The sequence below is a fragment of the Carboxylicivirga sp. M1479 genome (assembly GCF_007097485.1).
GTDB lineage: Bacteria > Bacteroidota > Bacteroidia > Bacteroidales > Marinilabiliaceae > Carboxylicivirga.
Genome location: NZ_VKDE01000020.1, coordinates 57,161 through 76,064, shown reverse-complemented (window position 1 = coordinate 76,064; position 18,904 = coordinate 57,161). Strand labels below are relative to the sequence as shown.

Below are 18,904 nucleotides of genomic sequence, written 5' to 3'. Positions count from 1 at the left end.
TTACTCTGCATGAAAACTTAAAACTACTCTAAATCCCACTTCGTTGCAATCGGAATACCACCAAATGCTTTTGGGTATTTGTGGGTCAGTCTTTAACCACTGTTCAGTTTGCGTTACTGCCTTCCATTGGGGCGATAATTCTTCCTTAAAGTTACGAAAAGATCCGCCTTTAATGATGTATTCTCCATTTTCCAGCACATCAGCACAAAATTCGTTAACATTCCCAAATAAATGAAGAGTTCCCAAGATATCAGGCTTTATGTCGTCAGGTTCGAGTGTTTGTGTTTTATTGGTGTTAATTTGTTCTTCTGATAGTTTACTATTAGGATAGGCCAACTTGGCTGCGAACTCCCATTCTTCTGCAGTTGGTAAGCGATAGTTTTTGCCTGTTTTTTTCGATAACCACTGACAGTAGGTTGTTGCTGCATGGTGGGTCATTGTTATCGCGGGGCGTTTGCCTAAGCCCCAACCTTGATCAGGATTGCCCCAAGGAGGTGTAGCACCTGAAATACCATCGACTTGAGTGTTCTCTCCTCTGCCTTCTGATTCTGTTTCAGATAAAAACAATAAATACTCATCCCAACTAACTTCGATTTGACCTATAAAAAAAGCTTGTGAGGACTTGTTATTATGGAGCTTATCGTTTTTGACTGCTATCATTTTAAACGAGACATCACTTTCAGGAATCGTTTCAGTGAAATTATCAAAAGATTGTATGCTTGCTGCTTTTATATAAATGGTATCCTTTGGTGCTTTCTTGTTTAAAATAGAGAGATTATGAGTCGTTTTTGAATAGTTTCCATGGCCAACGTTTAAGTGGCATTGAATGCAATGCATTTCATCTTTGTTTCGCACGTAATGCCAATGCGCTAATTCTCCATTGGATGATAAAGAGTCGGGAAAAAGTTTTGTGTGGCAATTTGTGCAGGATGCCTTAAAAGTATGGATTTTAGCATGTTCAATTTGCGATTTTTGTTGCCAGTTATAAGTACTTGAGTCTTTTAAATAGTAGGCATATAAATCGCGCCACCCAGCTTTTATTTTGGCTTGATAAAAGCCATGTCCTTTGGGAGGTAAATGGCACTCTATACAAGTGACTAGTTTGTTGTTATTCGGCTTACTATGGATCGATTGATGCCATGAGTAAAGCGCATGGTCATGCACGTGGCAGCTATTGCAATAATCGTTGCTTGAAGTATAAGCATCACCAGTTTTAAAAAGGAAAGCGATTAAAATACAGCTGCCGAGTAAAAGCGTTAATTGTGTAAGCCTTTTAATCATGGATGCAATTTATCGATTTAATGTTTTACCCATAGTTATTTTCGTAAGCGTTCAAAAGTAGTTAAAAGTAGTTTCATGTTAAAGACCTAAGCTTACAAATCCTTTCTTATAAATTTTTGAAACAAAAAAAGCGAGCTATTGGCTCGCTTTATAAATCGATTAAGTAGATGCTATTTTTTTACTTGCTCTAGTACCGAAGTTGCTGTTGCAATTATGCTCGAAACATCCGACATGTTCGATGGTATGATCATCGTGTTGTTGGTTTGCGCTAGCTTGCCAAATTCACCCAGATACTGCTCAGCAACCCGTAGGTTTACGGCATCAATACCACCTTTTTCATTAATTGATAAAGCAATTTCACGTATCCCTTTTGCAGTTGCTCCTGCAATTGATTCAATCTCTGCAGCTTTACCTTCAGCTTCATTTATGCGTTTTTGTTTTTCACCTTCAGAACGTGCTATTAGCTCTTGCTTTTCGCCTTCAGCAACATTTATTTTAGCTTGTTTCTGACCTTCTGATTCGGCAATCATAGCACGTTTTTCACGTTCAGCGCGCATTTGCTTCTCCATAGCATCTTTAATACTCTGTGGAGGAGTGATGTTTTTTACCTCGTAGCGGGTAATTTTAACTCCCCAAGGATCACTGGCTTTATCTACAGCTTCAACAATGCTGGTGTTGATGGTTTCGCGTTCTTCAAATGTTTTATCCAAATCTAAGCGACCAATAACACTACGCATAGTTGTTTGTGCTATCTGTATGGCGGCAAATCCGTAATTATCAATGCCATATGAGGCTTTTTTAGGATCGATGACTTGTAGGTATAGAACACCGTCTACTTCAACTGCAATGTTATCTTTTGTTATACATGACTGAGAAGCTACATCAATGGCAGACTCCTTTAAGGTATGCTTGTAGGAAACCTTATCAACGATTGGCATTAAAAAGTGAAATCCAGCCGTAAGTGTGCCATTGAATTTTCCCAATCGTTCGATGATATAGGCTGAACGTTGAGGTACGATTTTAATACAAGAAACAAGAATGATAAATACGATAAAGCCAATGACGATAAAAACAATGCTTTGTGCGTCCATAAGTAATATTTTATTAGGTTATGATTAATTATTTAAAGGCTCAACAAATAAGATAAGCCCTAGTTTACGAATAATTTTGACCTTTGATCCGACTTCTATTTCGGTTTCTGAGGAAGCGTTCCATGTGGTGCCTTTAAATTCTATTCTGCCATCTTCGTCTGGCTTAATAGGCAATATGCATTCCCCAATACAGCCGGCAAACTCGTCATCAGGGTCATCCACTGGATCGGGCATATTGTATAACCTTTTGAGTAGATAATTTCTTAAGAATAGAAGTGATATAACCGAAGTGATACTGAATATTATGAATTGAATACCAAGCGAAGGTTCGAAAAGGTAAACAGCTAGGGAAGTAATCCAAGCCCCTACACCAAAGAATAAAAGAAATACGCCTGGTATTAGAAGCTCAAGCAGTAATAATACAGCTCCAGCAAGAAACCAGATGACTGCAACATTTGACAAAATTTCCATAGCTTATAATTATTGGTTTGATAACATAAATATAAGCATTATAATGTTTCAACCAAGGTCTAGCTGTGGAATTGAAGAAAAAAAAAGCCAATTAACATGGCTCTTCTTTTTCATATTTATACTGGTGTAATTAGTCTTTCATCATTCCTTTTGCTTGATGAAATACCGCTAATCCACCTGTTGATGTTTCTTTGTAGATGTTTGGTAAGTCATGGCCTGTTTGTTTCATCGCTTTTACAACTTCATCAAAAGTTATGCGATGTCTGCCATCTGAAAGCAAAACATAAGTATTGTGGTTTAAGGCACGTGCAGCGGCAAAAGCATTGCGCTCGATACATGGTATTTGAACTAATCCAGCTATCGGATCGCATGTTAAGCCAAGATGGTGTTCCATACCCATTTCAGCAGAGTATTCAATTTGATAAATGGTGCCGCCAAACAATTGAGTGGCAGCAGCAGAAGCCATGGCGCAAGCAGTACCAACTTCACCCTGACAACCAACTTCAGCACCAGATATGGATGCGTTGTACTTAACCAGATTACCGATTAATCCTGCCGTTGCAAGGCCTCTTAAAATTTTCTTATCGCTGGTTTCGTAATAGCTTTCGATAAACTTGAGAACGGCAGGTAGCACCCCGCTAGCTCCACATGTGGGTGCTGTTACAATGGTTCCGCCTGCGGCATTTTGTTCAGATACAGCTAAAGCATAAGCATAAATCATAGATCGCCTTTCCATGCGACCACTAAAGTTTTTTGCCTTAGTGTAATACGATGAAGCTTTGCGTGGAAGTTTTAATGCCCCTGGTAGAACTCCTTCTTCATCAAGTCCTTTTTTAATGGCATTTTTCATGGTCTTCCACACCTTGGCTAAATAGTCCCAAATTTCAGGACCTTCCACTTCTTCAACATATTCCCACAATGTTTTACCGTTAGTTTCGCACCAATTAAGGATATCATCTAACTTGGTTAATTCGTAAATAGAAGAGGTTTCTTCCTGTGTGAAATCATCAATCACAGTGCCGCCTCCAACACTATAGGCTGTCCAACGATCAATTTCTTTATGGTCTGCATCCAAGGCATAAAATGTTAATGCATTTGAATGACGTGGAAGAAATTCTTCAGGTTTCCATTCAACCGATAAAGTCAGCCCTTTTTTCTTAAATACTTGCTCTATGGCATAGTCGGTTAAGTGACCTTTGCCAGTAGCTGCCAGACTGCCAAACAGTGTTACCTTGTAACTTGCTGCATCAGGCTGTCGCTTAATAAATGATTCAGCAGCTTTTTTTGGTCCCATTGTGTGACTACTCGAGGGGCCACTGCCCATTTTATATATTTCTTTGATTGACTCCATGGTTCTTGCTATTTGCCGACAAAGGTACTTAAGCTATCAATACAAAAACGTGTAAGGCACTTGATAAAAACTAATTATAAATGTGACTTTTATCAATTTATAATAATTGGAGGCTTGAATTGCACTTAACTATGCCTTAAATTTATAGGAAGCAACTCAACAAGTGTTCTATGAAACAAGTATGTAAATTTCATTATCCAAATTGGCTTTCATGGGGATGATAAAACTTACTTGAGAGTTTCATCTGACAAATGAAAGCAAACTATAATAATATGAAATATCCAATATCTAATACAGTTCTCTACAACATTGTAGAAGGATACAATTTAAAAGCACAAAACTATTCCAAATCTAGTTTTTGGTCTAATTTTCTATTGCATGGAAGCCATTTGTGGATGGATACTGGGGATTTGGAAAAAGCAAAGACCTTATGGACAGAAGAGTTTACTGCATTAACTACCAATAATACCTTGATTAATATTGAGGTGCAGAAAGGAAAGTATGATAAAGTCATTAATGATCTATCGAAGCAGCTATCCAGTTTGCCAATAGATGAGAAAGTGAGAGAGATATCCTTATGTATTAATGCGATACATGGATTGTGTTTGGCTAAAGTGTTTAACTGTAAGGTTAGTGTTGAGCTTCATACTCAACTGGCGAATGACATTGAGGGAACGATTCAAACAGCTAAACGGCTTTTTACGATTGGAGGAAATCATTTTATCATAAAAGTGCCTTTAACGGCATCGGGATTAATAAGTGCAAAGCGACTGCACGATGAGGGTGTGCCTGTTAATTTAACGCTTGGGTTTAGTACGCGTCAAAATGTAATAGCTTCGATGGTGGCCAAACCATCATACTCAAATGTTTTCTTGAGTAGGCTTGATGCTTATTTTACTCATCCTGAGTTAGCCGATATTCATGGAGTGGGTAAAAAAGTGGTTGACTCCACTCTGCATTGTATGAGAAAAGTTAGTGAGCAAGGCTATTCATCATGTCAGTTGATTGTAGCAAGTATCCGAAATGCAGAGCAGTTAAACTCTTTAATGGGAGCTGATGTACTAACAATTCCCTGGAAAGTGGTTGCTGAAGCACAATCAAATGAGTTAATGACAGCAACTACTGAGCAAGAATTTGCTTGTGACGAAGCGCTAATTGTGAAATATAACTTAAAGCATTTGTGGCAAGTTAGCGATCAGGAGAAAAATGCAGCCATCAAAATGTCGAATAAGCTACCAGATAATCAGAGTCAGGTATTGGAATTACTTAATGATTTAGGTTGTCATAATTTGTTTCCCGAATTTACCGATGAGGAAAATGAATTATTGGCGAGTGATGGTAAAATACCTAAGCATGATTATTGGAACAGCCGAATTGAGAATTACACTGTTGGAATTGATGCCTTGTTGAGTGCTGCAGGTTTAAAAGCCTTTGAAAAAGATCAAGTCGAGTTGGATCAACGGATAGCTGATATGATTTAAAAAAAGGCCTTAAGTTTTGTGCTTAAGGCCTTAGGTATTTTTTATATCTCAAAATTATCTGAGTTACTATCTGTGTTTGTTGTATTAAGAGGCTTTAGATTAGATGGTATTTCATCGTTTACCTCATCACCCTTAAAGTAAGGGAAAAAATCCAGGATTGGACTTTCAGAAATGGCATTAATATCAAAATCAACAGTTAAACCACCCATTCCTTGATGTATTTTATCAAAGGCATCTTTAACATCGCTTGCCAATACCAATATTTGGTTACTTACTTTTTTTTCTTTCCCCGATTTCTCATCAATAGAAGCAAATGATATTTTACTTTTATACCACATGTCACCATCTTCGTTTTCAAATATCTCGGTATAATTTGCTTTGCGGATATTGGTTACCATAAATTCTCCACGAATCATTGATTCCATTTCTTTATGGATTCTTGATTCTGCCTCAGTAAAAGAAACAGCATCTATTAGGTATGTTTCGCTAACTTTTTTTTGTCCTCCAGATTGTTCATCAATCTTTTCGTATTTGACTTTACACTCGAATAAATTCTGCATATCACTATATATTTAGGAGGCAAAGATAAAAAGATTGATACTTGTGGAGAGCGAGAAATTAAAAAATGCCAAACGTGCAATTTTAAATTGGTCTAAAATAGTTGTGATAGAGTCTGTTATTCTCTAAAAAACTTCTGAGAAAGTAATGTATATGCCTTTTTCGCCTCGGGCAATACCATAATCTATTCGAATATTCATGCGTGGTTGTAGCTCTGCCCGTAAGCCAAGTCCCGCATTAGGTAGCCAATTTGTCATTTTATTGTAAGTAGGAGCCACAGAGCCCCCTCCTAACCAAGCTACATAGCCAAAACGACTATTATAATTGCCTTTTTTATTTAACTTTTTTCGCTGGAACATATGCCTGTATTCTACAGTTGCAAAAAGCATGTAGTCATCTCTAAAACGCCCCATGGTATAACCTCTCATATTATCTAGGCCACCCAGCATTGATTTGTCGGTCCACGGTGTCTCTCCACTAAATGTAAAACGACTTTTTACCTGCCAGGCCAATGTGCGTCGTTCCCGTTTAATTTTCAAGTATTGCCGATAATCAAAATCAAAGATATTGTATTGTGTATTACCTCCCCAAAACTTACTATAGGCTGTAAATGTGCCGCTGATATATACTCCCTCATAAGCATTTTGAACAAAGTCTCGCGTATCGTAGTTAACTTCAAGGCCTACACCAGTATTGAAAATATCAGTTCCACTTAAGATGACATCTGGATCTTGTAGCATGCGTTCATTCAAGTTTTTCGCACGTGTTTGATTGAGATCTATTACAAGGCCTACAAACAGCTTGCCTTTGGTACGAAACATGAGACGTTGGAAAAATCGCCAATAATTTCGAGTGTAAGCAGTAGTTGCGCTAGACTGTGGTACAGTATCACCGTTATGAAACCCTACACCCCAATAATTATCTGGCATATCTCTAAATTGAAATTCGCCAATAGACCTCATTTTATCACCTTTCCAATAGATGACATTGAGTGCACGAACCGAAAAAGATCCATTGGAACTATAGCCAACTGAAAAAGGAATGGATGATAAATTCAACAGACGATCCTTTTGTGTTTTAAAAGTAATAAGTCCTCCTCCTGCTAGCATCCACTCAGTTTCTGGAGAGTAGGAAGGTGCTATGTATGGCATTAATTTAAATGTACGTTTTTCTATTTTCGCAAAACGTAAGGAATCAATGTTGTGTAAAAGTTTTTTGTGATCAATAGAATCCGTCTGAGCAATGCTTTTAAATGCAAAACTGCCAAGTAATAAAAAACACAAAAAGAGAGTTCTCACCATGTTGAGGTTCATTGATATTAGTATTTATCAAAGATAAACAGAAAAAATACAATTTCAACTGAGTTTGTAATTAGCACAATTACAGTGTATTGAGATGTTTGTGTAAAGAAAATTGAATTTTTTTTACAAATATTCAATTTTAGTGTACGTCCACTGCACTTTTTAATTGTCTTATAACTGTAACAAAAAAGAATCGAGATATGAATGCTAAATCGATAAGGCGAAATTTGTACAAGGTTTTAAGAAAAACAGGTGTACCAAAGAACCGAATTAATGAAGAAGCGTCGCTACGTGATGAACTTTTTGTTGATGAATTAGACATGAATTGCTTTCTGTTTTATTTAGAAACACGTTTTGATGTAGCGATTCAAAATGAAGAGATACCTCAACTGACTTCTGTAAAATCAACAATTGATTACTTGCAGAAGCATTGCGCATAAGAATTTTTCAATGACCAATCCCATAAGGTTGTTTCCAAGCTAGACTGTAAAACCACTCATTTTATCGTCCCATCAACTTATTTGGAAACAACCTTACTTTGTTTAAAAACATTTTCCAGAGCTTCATCTGGCCTAATAATGTTATAGTCTTTCCAAAATTCCTCATCAGTTACTTTAATTTCATCGGCTAATACATACTTGGATTTGTAGAGTTCCGATGGTTTAAGCTTATATTTACTGTTAAGCTCAAAGCTGCTAACTAATAACTCTGTTACAGCTGAGAATTCAGAATCAATTTTATGGCGCTTATCATTGATGTGAATAACAATGTGTCCATGTATTCGATTTAATAACCACTTATCTTCATATTGACGATAATCAATGAAATAGGATGCCTTTATCGGTTTGGCTTTTATTTTTCGTGAAGCCTTTCTGATTAAAGCCCGCCCACTGATACGTAGCGCTTTTTTTGTCAATTGAAATTCAGCTCTAACCAAGGCAAAGCTTTCGGAGTGCACGTAGAGAATGCCTTGATACACAAGGTTTCCATCATCGTTAATTGGGCGAAAACGGACCTTATAAACGATTTCATCATTTAATACATCTATACCATCGTATTGGTATTTGTAAGTGCTATTATTTTCTTTGTAAAAATCCTGATATCGGGCAATATCAACCCTTGAGAATTGAAATGGACCTCCCTCTAATTTAAAATCCACAAAATCCATAGACTGTAAGTCGTTTTTCTTACGGCCTTTAATGAATCTGACGCGCTCTAAGTTGGATGGAGTGATGTAACTGGGTTTAACTATTTCAATAATTGCTTCTGAAACTTGAACATACTGGTCATCTTGCTTGATGGATTCGCGAAAGAAACTCTCCAGTATGTTTTGCTGGTTAAAGTAGTTTTGATGATGGTGGTAGCGAAGTTGCTGAATAATGTCATCGGGTTTTTTGTAGCTTATTTCTACTTCGTTAAGTTTGATTGTGGTCGGCTTCAGATCTATTTCCAATAAAGTATCTGCATCGGCAATTGTTATTTGTGTGCTGTGGTATCCTAAGAATGAAAAACCTATTTTTTCTCCAATGTAATTGTTGGGTACTTTTAGTTCAAACTGACCTTCGGAATTGGTAATTGAACCCATTGGTTTGTTGATGAATGCAACATTAACCAAGGGTAATGGAGAGCCACCTTCGGCGTCACATACGCGCCCTTTAATCAGGAGTGTTTTGGATGCTTCCTTTTTTTGAACAATGTATCGGCTAATGATAATTTGCCCATTTGTGTACGTTATGTCAACAGCTACTTTGCTTAGCACATTTTGTACTATTTGCAAAGCATGTTGGTTATCTGCTGATACGCTGATGATGCTATCTTGTGGAATAGCACTAACATCATAAGCAATATCAATATCAGTTTTGTTTGTAAGAGTATCAAAAAGAGCCTCCAGGGAAATATTTTGTTGATGTATGGAAGTTATTTGTCCTTGAATAATAGGAGTAAAGCACAATAAGTAAAATATAAAGCAGTATTTACTAATTATACACTTATTCATTAATAGCTTAGATTTAGGTATGGATCATATGCATTTAAAACTAATTACAATGTATCAATTTCTTTTAATATAATCGTAACTAGTTTAACATAGGCGAAAATAAACAGTTAGTTTACTTGTTACTAATGTAATAGGTGCCCTTGTCTTTCGAGTAACTAAAATTAAATGTTTGGCAAACAGATTCCAGAACATGGTCTAGTGAATGCTGACTGAAAGTGGCATTTAACTGTTTCTCTTTCGTTAATACTTCTTTATCCAAAACAATTGTTATGTGATAGGTCTGTTCAATGGTTTTTATTACTTCATTGAGATGTGTATTGTTAAACTCAATTTCTTTAGTTTTCCAAGCTTTATAATTGAGCGATGATACTTTGTGCACGGCTAAAGTATTGGATGAGGAGGAATACGATGCTGCATCGCCAGCTTCAAGAACGTAATTCTCAGTATTGTTTTTTGCATCAACTCTAACTTTACCACTTGCAACAACCACTTCTGACTTGGTGGAACCGCTATACGCTTTAACATTAAATGAGGTACCAAGTACTTGTATATTCAAGTCTTCGGTTTCAATAACAAAAGGTTTTGATTCATCTCTTTTGACATCAAAAAACGCTTCTCCACTTAGTTTTACTAGGCGTTTCTCTTTCGAAAAGTTTTTAGGGTAAGTAATGGAACTGCCAAAATTTAAATCAACACTTGTGCCATCGGGTAAAGTAATTTGTTCAATTGCTTGGGATGTGGTAATGGTTGTTTGTTTGTATTCTGATACAATATTTAAGAATAGGTAAGAGGCAACTATAACAATTATGCTTGCGGCAACACTGGTGTAAAGTCGCAGTTTAAATTTGTTATTTTTGGTCGTAATTTGGTTATCAACTGTTTTCCATGCTTTGCTAGTGTCAATGCTTTTTAATGTTTGTGCATAATGCACATCGCCCCATAGCTTTTTAACCTGCTTTTCAATATCTGGGTTTTCAGTTAATTCTTCCTGCAGCTTCATATGTTCCTCCTCGCTCAATTCGCCCGATAGATCTTTTGCCAAAAGGCTCCAACTTATATTTTTATCTTCCTCTCTCATTCTGTAACATTTAAAGCATAAATAAAATTGCAATGCTTGCCAATAGCTGTTTTTTCAATGGTTGTAGCTGTTCTCGCAGGTATTTGAGTGCTTTGCCCATTTGTACCTCAACTGTTTTTGGGGAAATATTTAGTTTGGCAGCTATTTCCCGATATTTTAAACCGTCCATGCGGCTCATTTTAAATATCTTTTTGCGTTGCTCAGGCAATTCGTCTATTACTTTGTTAATGTGCTGTAGGTATACGTTTTCATTAAAAGTCATCCACACAGCCTCGTTTTGATCGTCGTGTACTTTTTCAAATTCACGTACGACTTGTTGATGCTTTAGTTCATTGGTGCAACGGTTGCGAACGGCTACAACCAAGAAACCCCTAAGTGATCTTATTTCTACCTTTTTTCTGTTTTCCCACATTTTAACAAAAACACTCTGAACAATACTTTCTGATAAATCTTTGTCTTTAAGGTATTTTTGAGCCAAAAGTACCAAATGAGCATAGTAGTTGTTGAACACCAACTCAAAGGCATTTTTGTCCCCAGCTTTGATGTTTTTTAAAAGCACCTCGTCGTTATTTATCGCCTCAGAATTTATCGCCATTCACATCTGTTTATTATAGGACAGGTTACAATTCTTTTTCCCCTATTCAATTTACAATTTTTTTAAAGTGGTTTTTACAAAATGCCTGTCAAATGACTATTCCCATTCATACACAGTAATAAGTGCTGCCTGATCTGATGGGAAACCATTGGGGTGTTTGTCAATTACATAGCTTTCGACAGGTGTGATCATGTCGCCTTTGTAATAGTTAAAACTGGTTCTGTTTTTCATGATGGAGTCGAAACGGGGAGAAACCGTGTAGCCAAAATGGCTTGTTTCGTCAGGATGAAGATGACGATAGCTATCGATAAACCCTTTGTTTGCAAAGCGTGTGCTTGTTGGGTAGGCAATGCTTAAATTATTATTGTTAATTTTATTGGTTTCAGTCCAGTCCAGATGCGAGCCACAATTGAAGTCGCCACTGATAAACACAGGTTTCTTATCGGCATTGAAAATTAATGAGCTCAATTCGCTTAATATAAAACGAGCTTCTTTACCACGGGTCTGATGCTCCCATAATAGTACGGAGTCTGCTTGAGCTATTTCTGATTGCAAATAATGTGATAAGTATGGCTTTTCACTTAATTGAACAGGACAAACAATTATTTTCTTTTTATCATCAAGCTCCAATTCTAAACAGCCAACTTTGTCGGGGTAAAATAGGTTGTATGATTTTGTTATTGGAAAACGACTTAAAACGCTAAGGTTCGAACTGCGATTATACATGTTGTAACCTAAGGCATCGGCAATTGCTACAGCCGCTTGTCCTGGCTCTTGTAGACTAATTATATCTGGATCCTCTGCTTCAATGATGTCACTAATTCTTTGTATTCCAATGTATTTTCCATCGTGTTGCCCGCCGTCCCATAAGTTCCAGGTCATTACTTTAAATGACTTCTTGAGTGTTTGTTGGGTAATTTTTTTATTCGATTTCTGTTTGTAAAGCTTTTTTATTTCATGCTGGTTAATGACCCTTGACCAGACAGATAATTGGTCTATTTTTCCATTGAACAGTTCTTTGTTACCTTGGTTTGGATGACTTGTGCCAATGTGTAGTTCGTTTCCTTTTATAGCAAATTGGTTTTCGGACATGGAGTAAACGGAGACATTCAGTCCGTTATAATAAAAACGTGCTTCTTTAGAATCAGCATTGTAAGAGTAAGCAATGTGATGCCAACGCCCATCGTTTATCTTTTGCTTTGCAGTTGGTTGGTAGTGCCAATTCTGTATTCCATCTGAAAACCACCATTCCCATGCACCGTTTTTTTGTACATTAATGCGCCAGCCTTTACTTTGTCTTTCAACGGTTTCAGTTTGGTCGAGTATGGTATAGTTCTCTGTATCCTGAGGATGCTTTTTTACCCAAAAAGCAACCGTGTAACCAGGGTAGTCGCTCAGAGAAAAATTGTCGTTTAATTTGATGGTTAGCGCATGTCTGTTCTTAGCCGAAAGGGATAAGTCTAAACACGTGTCTGCTTGTTCTACGCTATAGCTTACCTGCTGCGGGCCGTAAATGGCTGTTTTAGCCATGCCCTTATTCATCAGGTTTTCATTAAAATTAAATGAGAACAGCGGTTTGCCTATCGGAACTTGTTCCTCACAAGAAAATAATACAAGTAATAAAACGCTTGATAATACTAGTTTTAATTTTAACTGCATAGATATTATTTTGGTTTCTCAAACCCCTCAACATCAACTGCTTTATTTGTACTCAATTCCTGTAAAATGGTTTCTAATTCTTGATTTAATTCTTTAAAATATTGACTAAATTCTGGTTTTTCATTTTTAAACGACTGTTCTGATTGAATAGCTAACTCATAGAGCTTAGGTGCTGAGATGGTTCCCGAAATACCCTTGAATGAATGCAACATCCGTTCTGCAACTTCACGATCCGACTCGCGTACATTGTTGAACTCGTCTATGAAATTCACGTGATCGACATAAAAACGCTGTAACAGACGTTTGAAGAAATCCCAACGATTGGCAAAACGTTTTACTCCATCGTGCACATGAATGCCTTTAATTTGTGGCAGATCATTTTCTGTGTTGTTTATTTCAACTATTATAGGTTCTTCTTTAATAGTTATCGGTTGGCGCTTATAGCCCTTTTTACCTCTTCTTTTTTCAATCCATCGTAATATTTTCTTGAAAACCTGCTCAGGATCAATTGGCTTGGCAATCATATCCACCATGCCTGCGTTAAGAAATTTCTTCTTCATGCCTCCAATGGCATCTGCCGTCATAGCAATAATTGGCAAGGCAGCATGTTCTTCCATTGCCAGAATTCCTTTGGTTGCATCAAATCCGTCCATCACTGGCATTTGTATATCCATCAAAACCAAGTCGAAATAATCGCTGCCGTTATTGCGTACAATGTCAATAGCCTCTTGGCCATTAGACACTACCTCTACGTTAATGCCAGCCAGTTCAAGTAATTCTATTCCAATTTGTTTGTTGGTTTCGTTATCTTCTACCAGTAGTATTTTAACATCTTGTTGTTTGCGTAGTTCATTCAAGTAGAGACCTGGTTCTTTTTTGCGCCAAGCCGATTTTGTTTTTTCCTTACCAAAGGCTTCCAAACAGGCATCGTGCAAGGTTGAAAAGTTAATAGGTTTAATGATTGAGCCTACGTTTTTGTTTTTTATAAATTGCTCCAGATCACGATCCTGACCGAATGCACTGATGAGTACCAGAATAGGTATTTTCTTGGTATTGTTCACATAGAGCTCCTGTACCACATGGTTGAATTTATTGCCTTGTATGTTCCAGTCGGCAATTATCAAGTCAATGGAATCATCTTGATGACTTTCAACCAGTTTTAATATGGCCGAATCATTTCTTCGTACTAAAGTAACTCTGAACTTGAGTAGTTCAAGCATGTCTTTAATAATTGAAGATGTTGTTGGATGGTTATCCACTACTAACACATGCTTCTGCTCCAGGTCTGCAGGAGGTAATAGTAAATCGCGCTTTTGAGCTTTTTGCTTTCCTGCTTTCATGGTAAAGAAGAAAGAGCTTCCTTGTCCATACTCACTTTCAACCCAAATTCGGCCATCCATTAATTCTGATAGACGCTTACAAATTGCCAAACCTAAGCCTGTGCCACCATATTTACGCGTTGTTGAAACATCGGCCTGAGAAAAGGAATCAAATAAGTACTCTTGCAACTCTTCTTTTATCCCAATGCCTGAATCTTTAACTTCGAAAAGTAGCTCAACTTCATTGTCATCTTCTTGTAATACGAGTACGCTTGTTACAATTTCACCCTGATTAGTAAATTTGATGGCATTGTTAACGAGGTTGACAAGTATTTGAGATATTCTTAGAGGATCGCCAACGAGGTTTAAAGGAACATCGGCGTGTAATGCGTAAATAAAATTAAGACCTTTCTCATGGGCTTTATAAGCCACCATGTTGCTTAAGTCATCGAAAACCTGCTCCAGATCATAGTCGATGCTTTCAAGAGCAAGTTTACCAGCTTCAATTTTTGAGAAATCTAAAATGTCATTAATAATGCCAAGTAATGCTTTGGAGCTTCCTTGTATTTTTTTTAGGTAATCGGCCTGACTAGGGTTTATTTCTTTCTCAATAGCCAAGTGTGTCCAGCCAACAATGGCATTCATTGGCGTTCTTATTTCATGACTCATTCTGGCCAGGAAGTCACTCTTTGCTCTGGTAGCTGCCTCAGCATCATCTTTTGCTTCTTTAAGTAGAACAGCATCTTTTTCTTTAGCAATGGCTATGCCAAGTGTAACGGTGTAGGCTCTGAATATGGCACGGTGCGATTCAACCCAAGGAATGGCTTTTTGAGTGTTGCCAAAGCCTATGAAGCCCCAAAATGTATCTCTTGCAAAAACTGGAACCACTAATAGATTTTCGAGGTTTAACTCGTTAAATAAAAATTGCTCCTCTTCTATAAAGTCATCTTTAAAACCACTTATGTCCTTTTTGTCGGATAAGAAATGAAACCAACGAGAGCCTATTTCACTGTATTTGATAGTTTGTAACCCAGGACGATCTATTGGTTTTATATGGTCTTTTTGCCACTCGTAAATATGAGATGTGCTCGGTTGTAATTTACCGTCTGTTGCATCGTTTTTAAATATAAAAGCATGGTCTACCATGGCACTTTGAGCAACTATGCGCAAGGATTTTTGAATGGCTTTATCAGAATTTTGATTGACAATGAGCTCTTTAACAGCTTCTGCCACACCCTCCAAAAAACGATCACGCATCATAACTTCTGAGATAGCTTCTTTAGTGGCTGTAACATCGATCATTACACCCTGTAAGAAATGACCTCCATCGCTTTGTTTCACTGACATGCCCTTTTCGTGCAGCCACCTCATTTCGCCTCTTACATCAGCAATGCGGTATTCAACCTCATAAGAATGGTTGCGCCTGACAGCCTGCTTAATTGTGTCGAGCACGCGTTCCCGATCATTTTCAAAAATTAAATTGGTAAAGGATTGAACACCATCTAGGAAGTTTTCGGCTTCGAAGCCTGTTACCTTATTAAATCCACTGCTCAGGAACAGCATTGTACGGCTGTCATCGACCATTCCCGTGTATACAATACCGGGTACATTGGTTACAATGTTTCTGTAATTTTCTCTACTTTTTTCTAATTCACGCAAGGCTTTGTTTAACTCAGTAATATCAGTAGATATGCCACAAATAGCTTGAACCTCACCGTGTTTATTGCGAATTGGGAATTTGTTGGATAAAAAGTAGCGCTTGCCATTTCTCAGTTCAATTTCTTCTTCGTAATGGATGGGTACACCACTGTTTATTACTTGCAGGTCTAGCTCACGCGAGTTATCTACCAAGTGTTTGGAAAATAACTCTTCTCCTTTCTTGCCAACCACATCCTCTTCCTTAAGTCCTACTTCATCGCACCAAATTTGGTTAACCAATGAGTAGCGTCCATCCACATCGGTAACATGAATTAATGCTTTTGAGTTATTGATGATGTCATCTAGTAGTCGTCTGTTGTCTTCAATGGCATTTTCGGCATGTCTTCGTTTGCGCTCATCAGAGGTAATTGTGAATACAAAAAAGCGTAAGACCAAAAAGCCGGCAACTATGGCAATGATTACGAGGATAACCAGGAAGTTGAGACTCAGCTCTCCCCATTTATTTAGCATTTGAGATTGTGTAGATGAAGCTAACTCAGCATTCTGCTGCAGGATAAGCGCATTCTGTCTTAAGGATTTTTGTACATTCTTTATGTTATTAACCAAGTCAATGGTGCGCAATATGGTTTGTTCGTAGTGGCGCAGATCGGCTCTGAACCGTTTCATGTAGCTTCTTACATCTGTATTGTTAACCTGATTTTCAATGATGAATGTGATGTTCAAAGAGCTGTCGAACCAAGCCTCGATTGAATCGCTGCGAGCAGTTCCCATATTATCTACTTCAATACGGGTTTGCATTGATCGAATGGCAATAAGGTTTGAATGGGCTTTATTGTAGTGCTCTATTGCTTGGGCATGAGCAAGCTTTTCTTTGTTAAACCATTCGTTCAGTAAAGTCTTTTGCCTTATCTCTTCACTCTCGATAACAGAATAGATACTGTCGGTTAAATAGGTTAGTCTATTTCGGTAATTGTGTAACTGTGCATATAATTTAAAATCTTTATTAAATGCCGTTATGTGATCCAACATTGGGGCCAATGTTTTTTTTGTCTTGGCATTAGCTTCTGATTGGCTTATGAGTTGTAGGCGATTACTAATACTTAGGGTTAAAGAATCTACATTATGGATTAATGCCGTATCTCCCGATATAATGGCCCGCTTTTCGTTTAAACGAAGGTGGTAGATGTTATCCTGAAGGCGGTTAACTTGTTCAGTGCTGTCAACAACATATGATAAACGGCGAATACCTCTGATACTTAGGAAAGAAACCACCGACATAAGTAATATGATAATTACAAATGCAATGACTACTTTCTTTTGAATCGTGTTGGCCATCCCTCTTAACCGAAAATGCCCCATAAAAGATTTGTTTATTGATTAATCAATTTATAAAGATAATAACATTTGAGTGCCTAAAAAACCGTGGTTTCATTAAAACAGAATTATCTGCCAGAAGTTTATTATTCGCAGGCCTTTATTATTTTTGGCTATTCAAATAATTCAATATGACTAACTTCAGTGTGGCTCGTAAACTCATTAGTTTTCTTTTTATTAGTTTACTTATCAATGTGATGTTTCTCAATGCTCAAAATCAGGAGTTTAATCCAAAGTATGAGATGAGAGGTGTGTGGGTGGCAACGGTGGCTAATATCGACTGGCCCAGTAAGCCTGGCTTAAAAGTAAAGGAGCAAAAGAGAGAGGCGGAGTCTATTATTCAGCACTGTAAGCAGTTGGGGTTAAATACTGTTTTTTTGCAAGTGAGGCCATCTTCTGATGTGCTTTATGAGTCTGAATATGAGCCTTGGAGTGCAGTGCTCACTGGCGAGGCAGGTAAAAATCCTAAATATGATCCTTTGGCATTCTGGATTGAAAAATGCCATGAAGTTGGTTTGGAGCTGCATGCCTGGATAAATCCTTATCGTGCATCCATGAATTTAAAACAACCCTTAGGAGAAAAGTATCCGTATTATCAGTATCCTGATATGTTTATCGAATATGGGAATAAACTTTATTACAATCCAGGGGAACAATGGTGCTTACAACATATTAATCGTGTTGTGAAAGAGTTGGTTCGCAAATATGATATTGATGGAATTCATATGGATGATTATTTCTATCCGTATCCAATTGCAGGGCAGGAGTTTGCTGACTCAACGAGCTATCAGAAATATGGGGCATCTCATTTTGATGATATTAATGCTTGGAGGCGCGATAACGTTAATCGTACGATAGAGTCTTTACAAAAAAGTATTCAATCGGAAAAACCATGGGTAAAATTTGGGGTTAGTCCATTTGGCGTTTGGCGTAATTCTTCTGATGATGATAGGGGATCGGCAACTAAGGCAGGTGTTACCAATTACGATGGCTTGCATGCTGACGTTTTGCATTGGATGAAAAACGGATGGCTTGATTACGTTGTTCCTCAGTTGTATTGGGGTACTAATAATCCAGTGGCCAATTACACGCATTTAGTAAAGTGGTGGAGTGATAATTCATTTGAAGTACCCATATTTATCGGACATAGTATTTATAAGGTAGGGAGTGATAAACCCGATTGGCAAAATCGTCAGCAATTACCTCAGCAAATAGAAATTTTGCGAGAGCACTCGCATGTGCATGGAAGCGTTTATTTTAGTTACAAACATTTTAAGCGTGATTTATTAGGTTTGCAAGATACCTTAGTCAATGACTTCTACAAGCATCCATCTTTGTTGCCAAAGTATAAAAGTGTGGCTACTCAAAAGCAAACGCGAAGTATTTATAAGTTAAAAGCCAATGCTCGCACTATTCGTTGGAAAACGGATGATGATAATTCGAAAAAGCCAATTAAGTATGTTATTTATTGTCATCGGCCGTTTGAGGCTTTTAATCCAGATAACCCTGAATTTATTATGGATGTAACATACGATACAAAATACAAGTTGCCTAAAAAGGATAGCCAGTTAAGAAAAGATTATTTGATTCGTGTAGCTGTGTTGAATGAGAGCAATGTTGAAGAAAGCATAAGTTCGCCAGTGCAATTGTGGTATTAGAAAGTGTTTTTTGGATTTTGATGATCCGAATC

The 18,904-nt window shown here is 37.4% G+C and carries 14 protein-coding genes; 3 read left to right on the top strand and 11 right to left on the bottom strand.

The genetic code is table 11. The annotated features are described in order from the left end of the window. From FNN09_RS13315 to FNN09_RS13300, 4 genes are all read right to left on the bottom strand, one after another. The gene (locus FNN09_RS13315; RefSeq protein WP_143302861.1) at positions 1 to 1,281 is read right to left on the bottom strand and encodes a NapC/NirT family cytochrome c; all 1,281 of its coding nucleotides are present in this window, start codon (positions 1,279 to 1,281) and stop codon (positions 1 to 3) included. Positions 1,282 to 1,451: 170 nt separating this feature from the next. After that, on the bottom strand, positions 1,452 to 2,372 hold the full coding sequence (locus tag FNN09_RS13310; protein WP_143302860.1) for an SPFH domain-containing protein: 921 nt from the start codon (positions 2,370 to 2,372) through the stop codon (positions 1,452 to 1,454). 24 nt (positions 2,373 to 2,396) lie between these two features. Further along, positions 2,397 to 2,843 (bottom strand): NfeD family protein, encoded by a 447-nt coding sequence (locus tag FNN09_RS13305; RefSeq protein ID WP_143302859.1) that lies wholly within the window; start codon positions 2,841 to 2,843, stop codon positions 2,397 to 2,399. Positions 2,844 to 2,973: 130 nt separating this feature from the next. Continuing rightward, complete coding sequence (locus FNN09_RS13300) at positions 2,974 to 4,194, bottom strand: L-serine ammonia-lyase (protein WP_143302858.1); 1,221 nt, start codon at positions 4,192 to 4,194, stop codon at positions 2,974 to 2,976. A gap of 272 nt (positions 4,195 to 4,466) precedes the next feature. Between FNN09_RS13300 and FNN09_RS13295 the strand changes: the two genes are divergently transcribed. Continuing rightward, complete coding sequence (locus FNN09_RS13295) at positions 4,467 to 5,675, top strand: transaldolase family protein (RefSeq protein WP_185968992.1); 1,209 nt, start codon at positions 4,467 to 4,469, stop codon at positions 5,673 to 5,675. A 41-nt stretch (positions 5,676 to 5,716) separates the two neighbouring features. Here the strand turns inward: FNN09_RS13295 and FNN09_RS13290 are convergent, their stop codons facing one another. Together FNN09_RS13290 and FNN09_RS13285 are read right to left on the bottom strand one after the other, a co-directional pair. Continuing rightward, the gene (locus FNN09_RS13290; protein WP_143302856.1) at positions 5,717 to 6,235 is read right to left on the bottom strand and encodes a DUF4494 domain-containing protein; all 519 of its coding nucleotides are present in this window, start codon (positions 6,233 to 6,235) and stop codon (positions 5,717 to 5,719) included. Between the two features lie 123 nt (positions 6,236 to 6,358). Next, the gene (locus FNN09_RS13285) at positions 6,359 to 7,384 is read right to left on the bottom strand and encodes a BamA/TamA family outer membrane protein (protein WP_185968991.1); all 1,026 of its coding nucleotides are present in this window, start codon (positions 7,382 to 7,384) and stop codon (positions 6,359 to 6,361) included. Between the two features lie 350 nt (positions 7,385 to 7,734). Here FNN09_RS13285 and FNN09_RS13280 point away from each other — a divergent pair, with 350 nt between their 5' ends. Then, positions 7,735 to 7,974 (top strand): acyl carrier protein, encoded by a 240-nt coding sequence (locus FNN09_RS13280; protein ID WP_143302854.1) that lies wholly within the window; start codon positions 7,735 to 7,737, stop codon positions 7,972 to 7,974. 77 nt (positions 7,975 to 8,051) lie between these two features. Here FNN09_RS13280 and FNN09_RS13275 read toward each other — a convergent pair whose 3' ends face one another. The 5 genes from FNN09_RS13275 to FNN09_RS13255 all read right to left on the bottom strand — a co-directional run bounded on the left by FNN09_RS13275 (position 8,052) and on the right by FNN09_RS13255 (position 17,199). Further along, positions 8,052 to 9,530: a carboxypeptidase-like regulatory domain-containing protein gene (locus FNN09_RS13275; RefSeq protein ID WP_143302853.1), complete on the bottom strand. Its 1,479-nt coding sequence runs from the start codon at positions 9,528 to 9,530 to the stop codon at positions 8,052 to 8,054. Between the two features lie 112 nt (positions 9,531 to 9,642). Beyond that, positions 9,643 to 10,608 (bottom strand): FecR family protein, encoded by a 966-nt coding sequence (locus FNN09_RS13270; RefSeq protein ID WP_143302852.1) that lies wholly within the window; start codon positions 10,606 to 10,608, stop codon positions 9,643 to 9,645. A gap of 10 nt (positions 10,609 to 10,618) precedes the next feature. Beyond that, complete coding sequence (locus FNN09_RS13265) at positions 10,619 to 11,203, bottom strand: RNA polymerase sigma-70 factor (protein WP_143302851.1); 585 nt, start codon at positions 11,201 to 11,203, stop codon at positions 10,619 to 10,621. 96 nt (positions 11,204 to 11,299) lie between these two features. Continuing rightward, positions 11,300 to 12,862 (bottom strand): LamG-like jellyroll fold domain-containing protein, encoded by a 1,563-nt coding sequence (locus tag FNN09_RS13260; RefSeq protein WP_143302850.1) that lies wholly within the window; start codon positions 12,860 to 12,862, stop codon positions 11,300 to 11,302. 5 nt (positions 12,863 to 12,867) lie between these two features. Continuing rightward, the gene (locus tag FNN09_RS13255) at positions 12,868 to 17,199 is read right to left on the bottom strand and encodes a response regulator (protein WP_143302849.1); all 4,332 of its coding nucleotides are present in this window, start codon (positions 17,197 to 17,199) and stop codon (positions 12,868 to 12,870) included. Positions 17,200 to 17,345: 146 nt separating this feature from the next. Here FNN09_RS13255 and FNN09_RS13250 point away from each other — a divergent pair, with 146 nt between their 5' ends. Then, positions 17,346 to 18,872: a glycoside hydrolase family 10 protein gene (locus FNN09_RS13250; protein WP_143302848.1), complete on the top strand. Its 1,527-nt coding sequence runs from the start codon at positions 17,346 to 17,348 to the stop codon at positions 18,870 to 18,872. Positions 18,873 to 18,904: the final 32 nt, after the last annotated feature.

Coding starts and splice junctions, on each gene's coding strand:
- FNN09_RS13315 (WP_143302861.1), bottom strand. CDS start 1,281: ATGATTAAAAGGCTTACACAATTAACGCTTTTACTCGGCAGCTGTATT.
- FNN09_RS13310 (WP_143302860.1), bottom strand. CDS start 2,372: ATGGACGCACAAAGCATTGTTTTTATCGTCATTGGCTTTATCGTATTT.
- FNN09_RS13305 (WP_143302859.1), bottom strand. CDS start 2,843: ATGGAAATTTTGTCAAATGTTGCAGTCATCTGGTTTCTTGCTGGAGCT.
- FNN09_RS13300 (WP_143302858.1), bottom strand. CDS start 4,194: ATGGAGTCAATCAAAGAAATATATAAAATGGGCAGTGGCCCCTCGAGT.
- FNN09_RS13295 (WP_185968992.1), top strand. CDS start 4,467: ATGAAATATCCAATATCTAATACAGTTCTCTACAACATTGTAGAAGGA.
- FNN09_RS13290 (WP_143302856.1), bottom strand. CDS start 6,235: ATGCAGAATTTATTCGAGTGTAAAGTCAAATACGAAAAGATTGATGAA.
- FNN09_RS13285 (WP_185968991.1), bottom strand. CDS start 7,384: ATGCCATACATAGCACCTTCCTACTCTCCAGAAACTGAGTGGATGCTA.
- FNN09_RS13280 (WP_143302854.1), top strand. CDS start 7,735: ATGAATGCTAAATCGATAAGGCGAAATTTGTACAAGGTTTTAAGAAAA.
- FNN09_RS13275 (WP_143302853.1), bottom strand. CDS start 9,530: ATGAATAAGTGTATAATTAGTAAATACTGCTTTATATTTTACTTATTG.
- FNN09_RS13270 (WP_143302852.1), bottom strand. CDS start 10,608: ATGAGAGAGGAAGATAAAAATATAAGTTGGAGCCTTTTGGCAAAAGAT.
- FNN09_RS13265 (WP_143302851.1), bottom strand. CDS start 11,203: ATGGCGATAAATTCTGAGGCGATAAATAACGACGAGGTGCTTTTAAAA.
- FNN09_RS13260 (WP_143302850.1), bottom strand. CDS start 12,862: ATGCAGTTAAAATTAAAACTAGTATTATCAAGCGTTTTATTACTTGTA.
- FNN09_RS13255 (WP_143302849.1), bottom strand. CDS start 17,199: ATGGGGCATTTTCGGTTAAGAGGGATGGCCAACACGATTCAAAAGAAA.
- FNN09_RS13250 (WP_143302848.1), top strand. CDS start 17,346: ATGACTAACTTCAGTGTGGCTCGTAAACTCATTAGTTTTCTTTTTATT.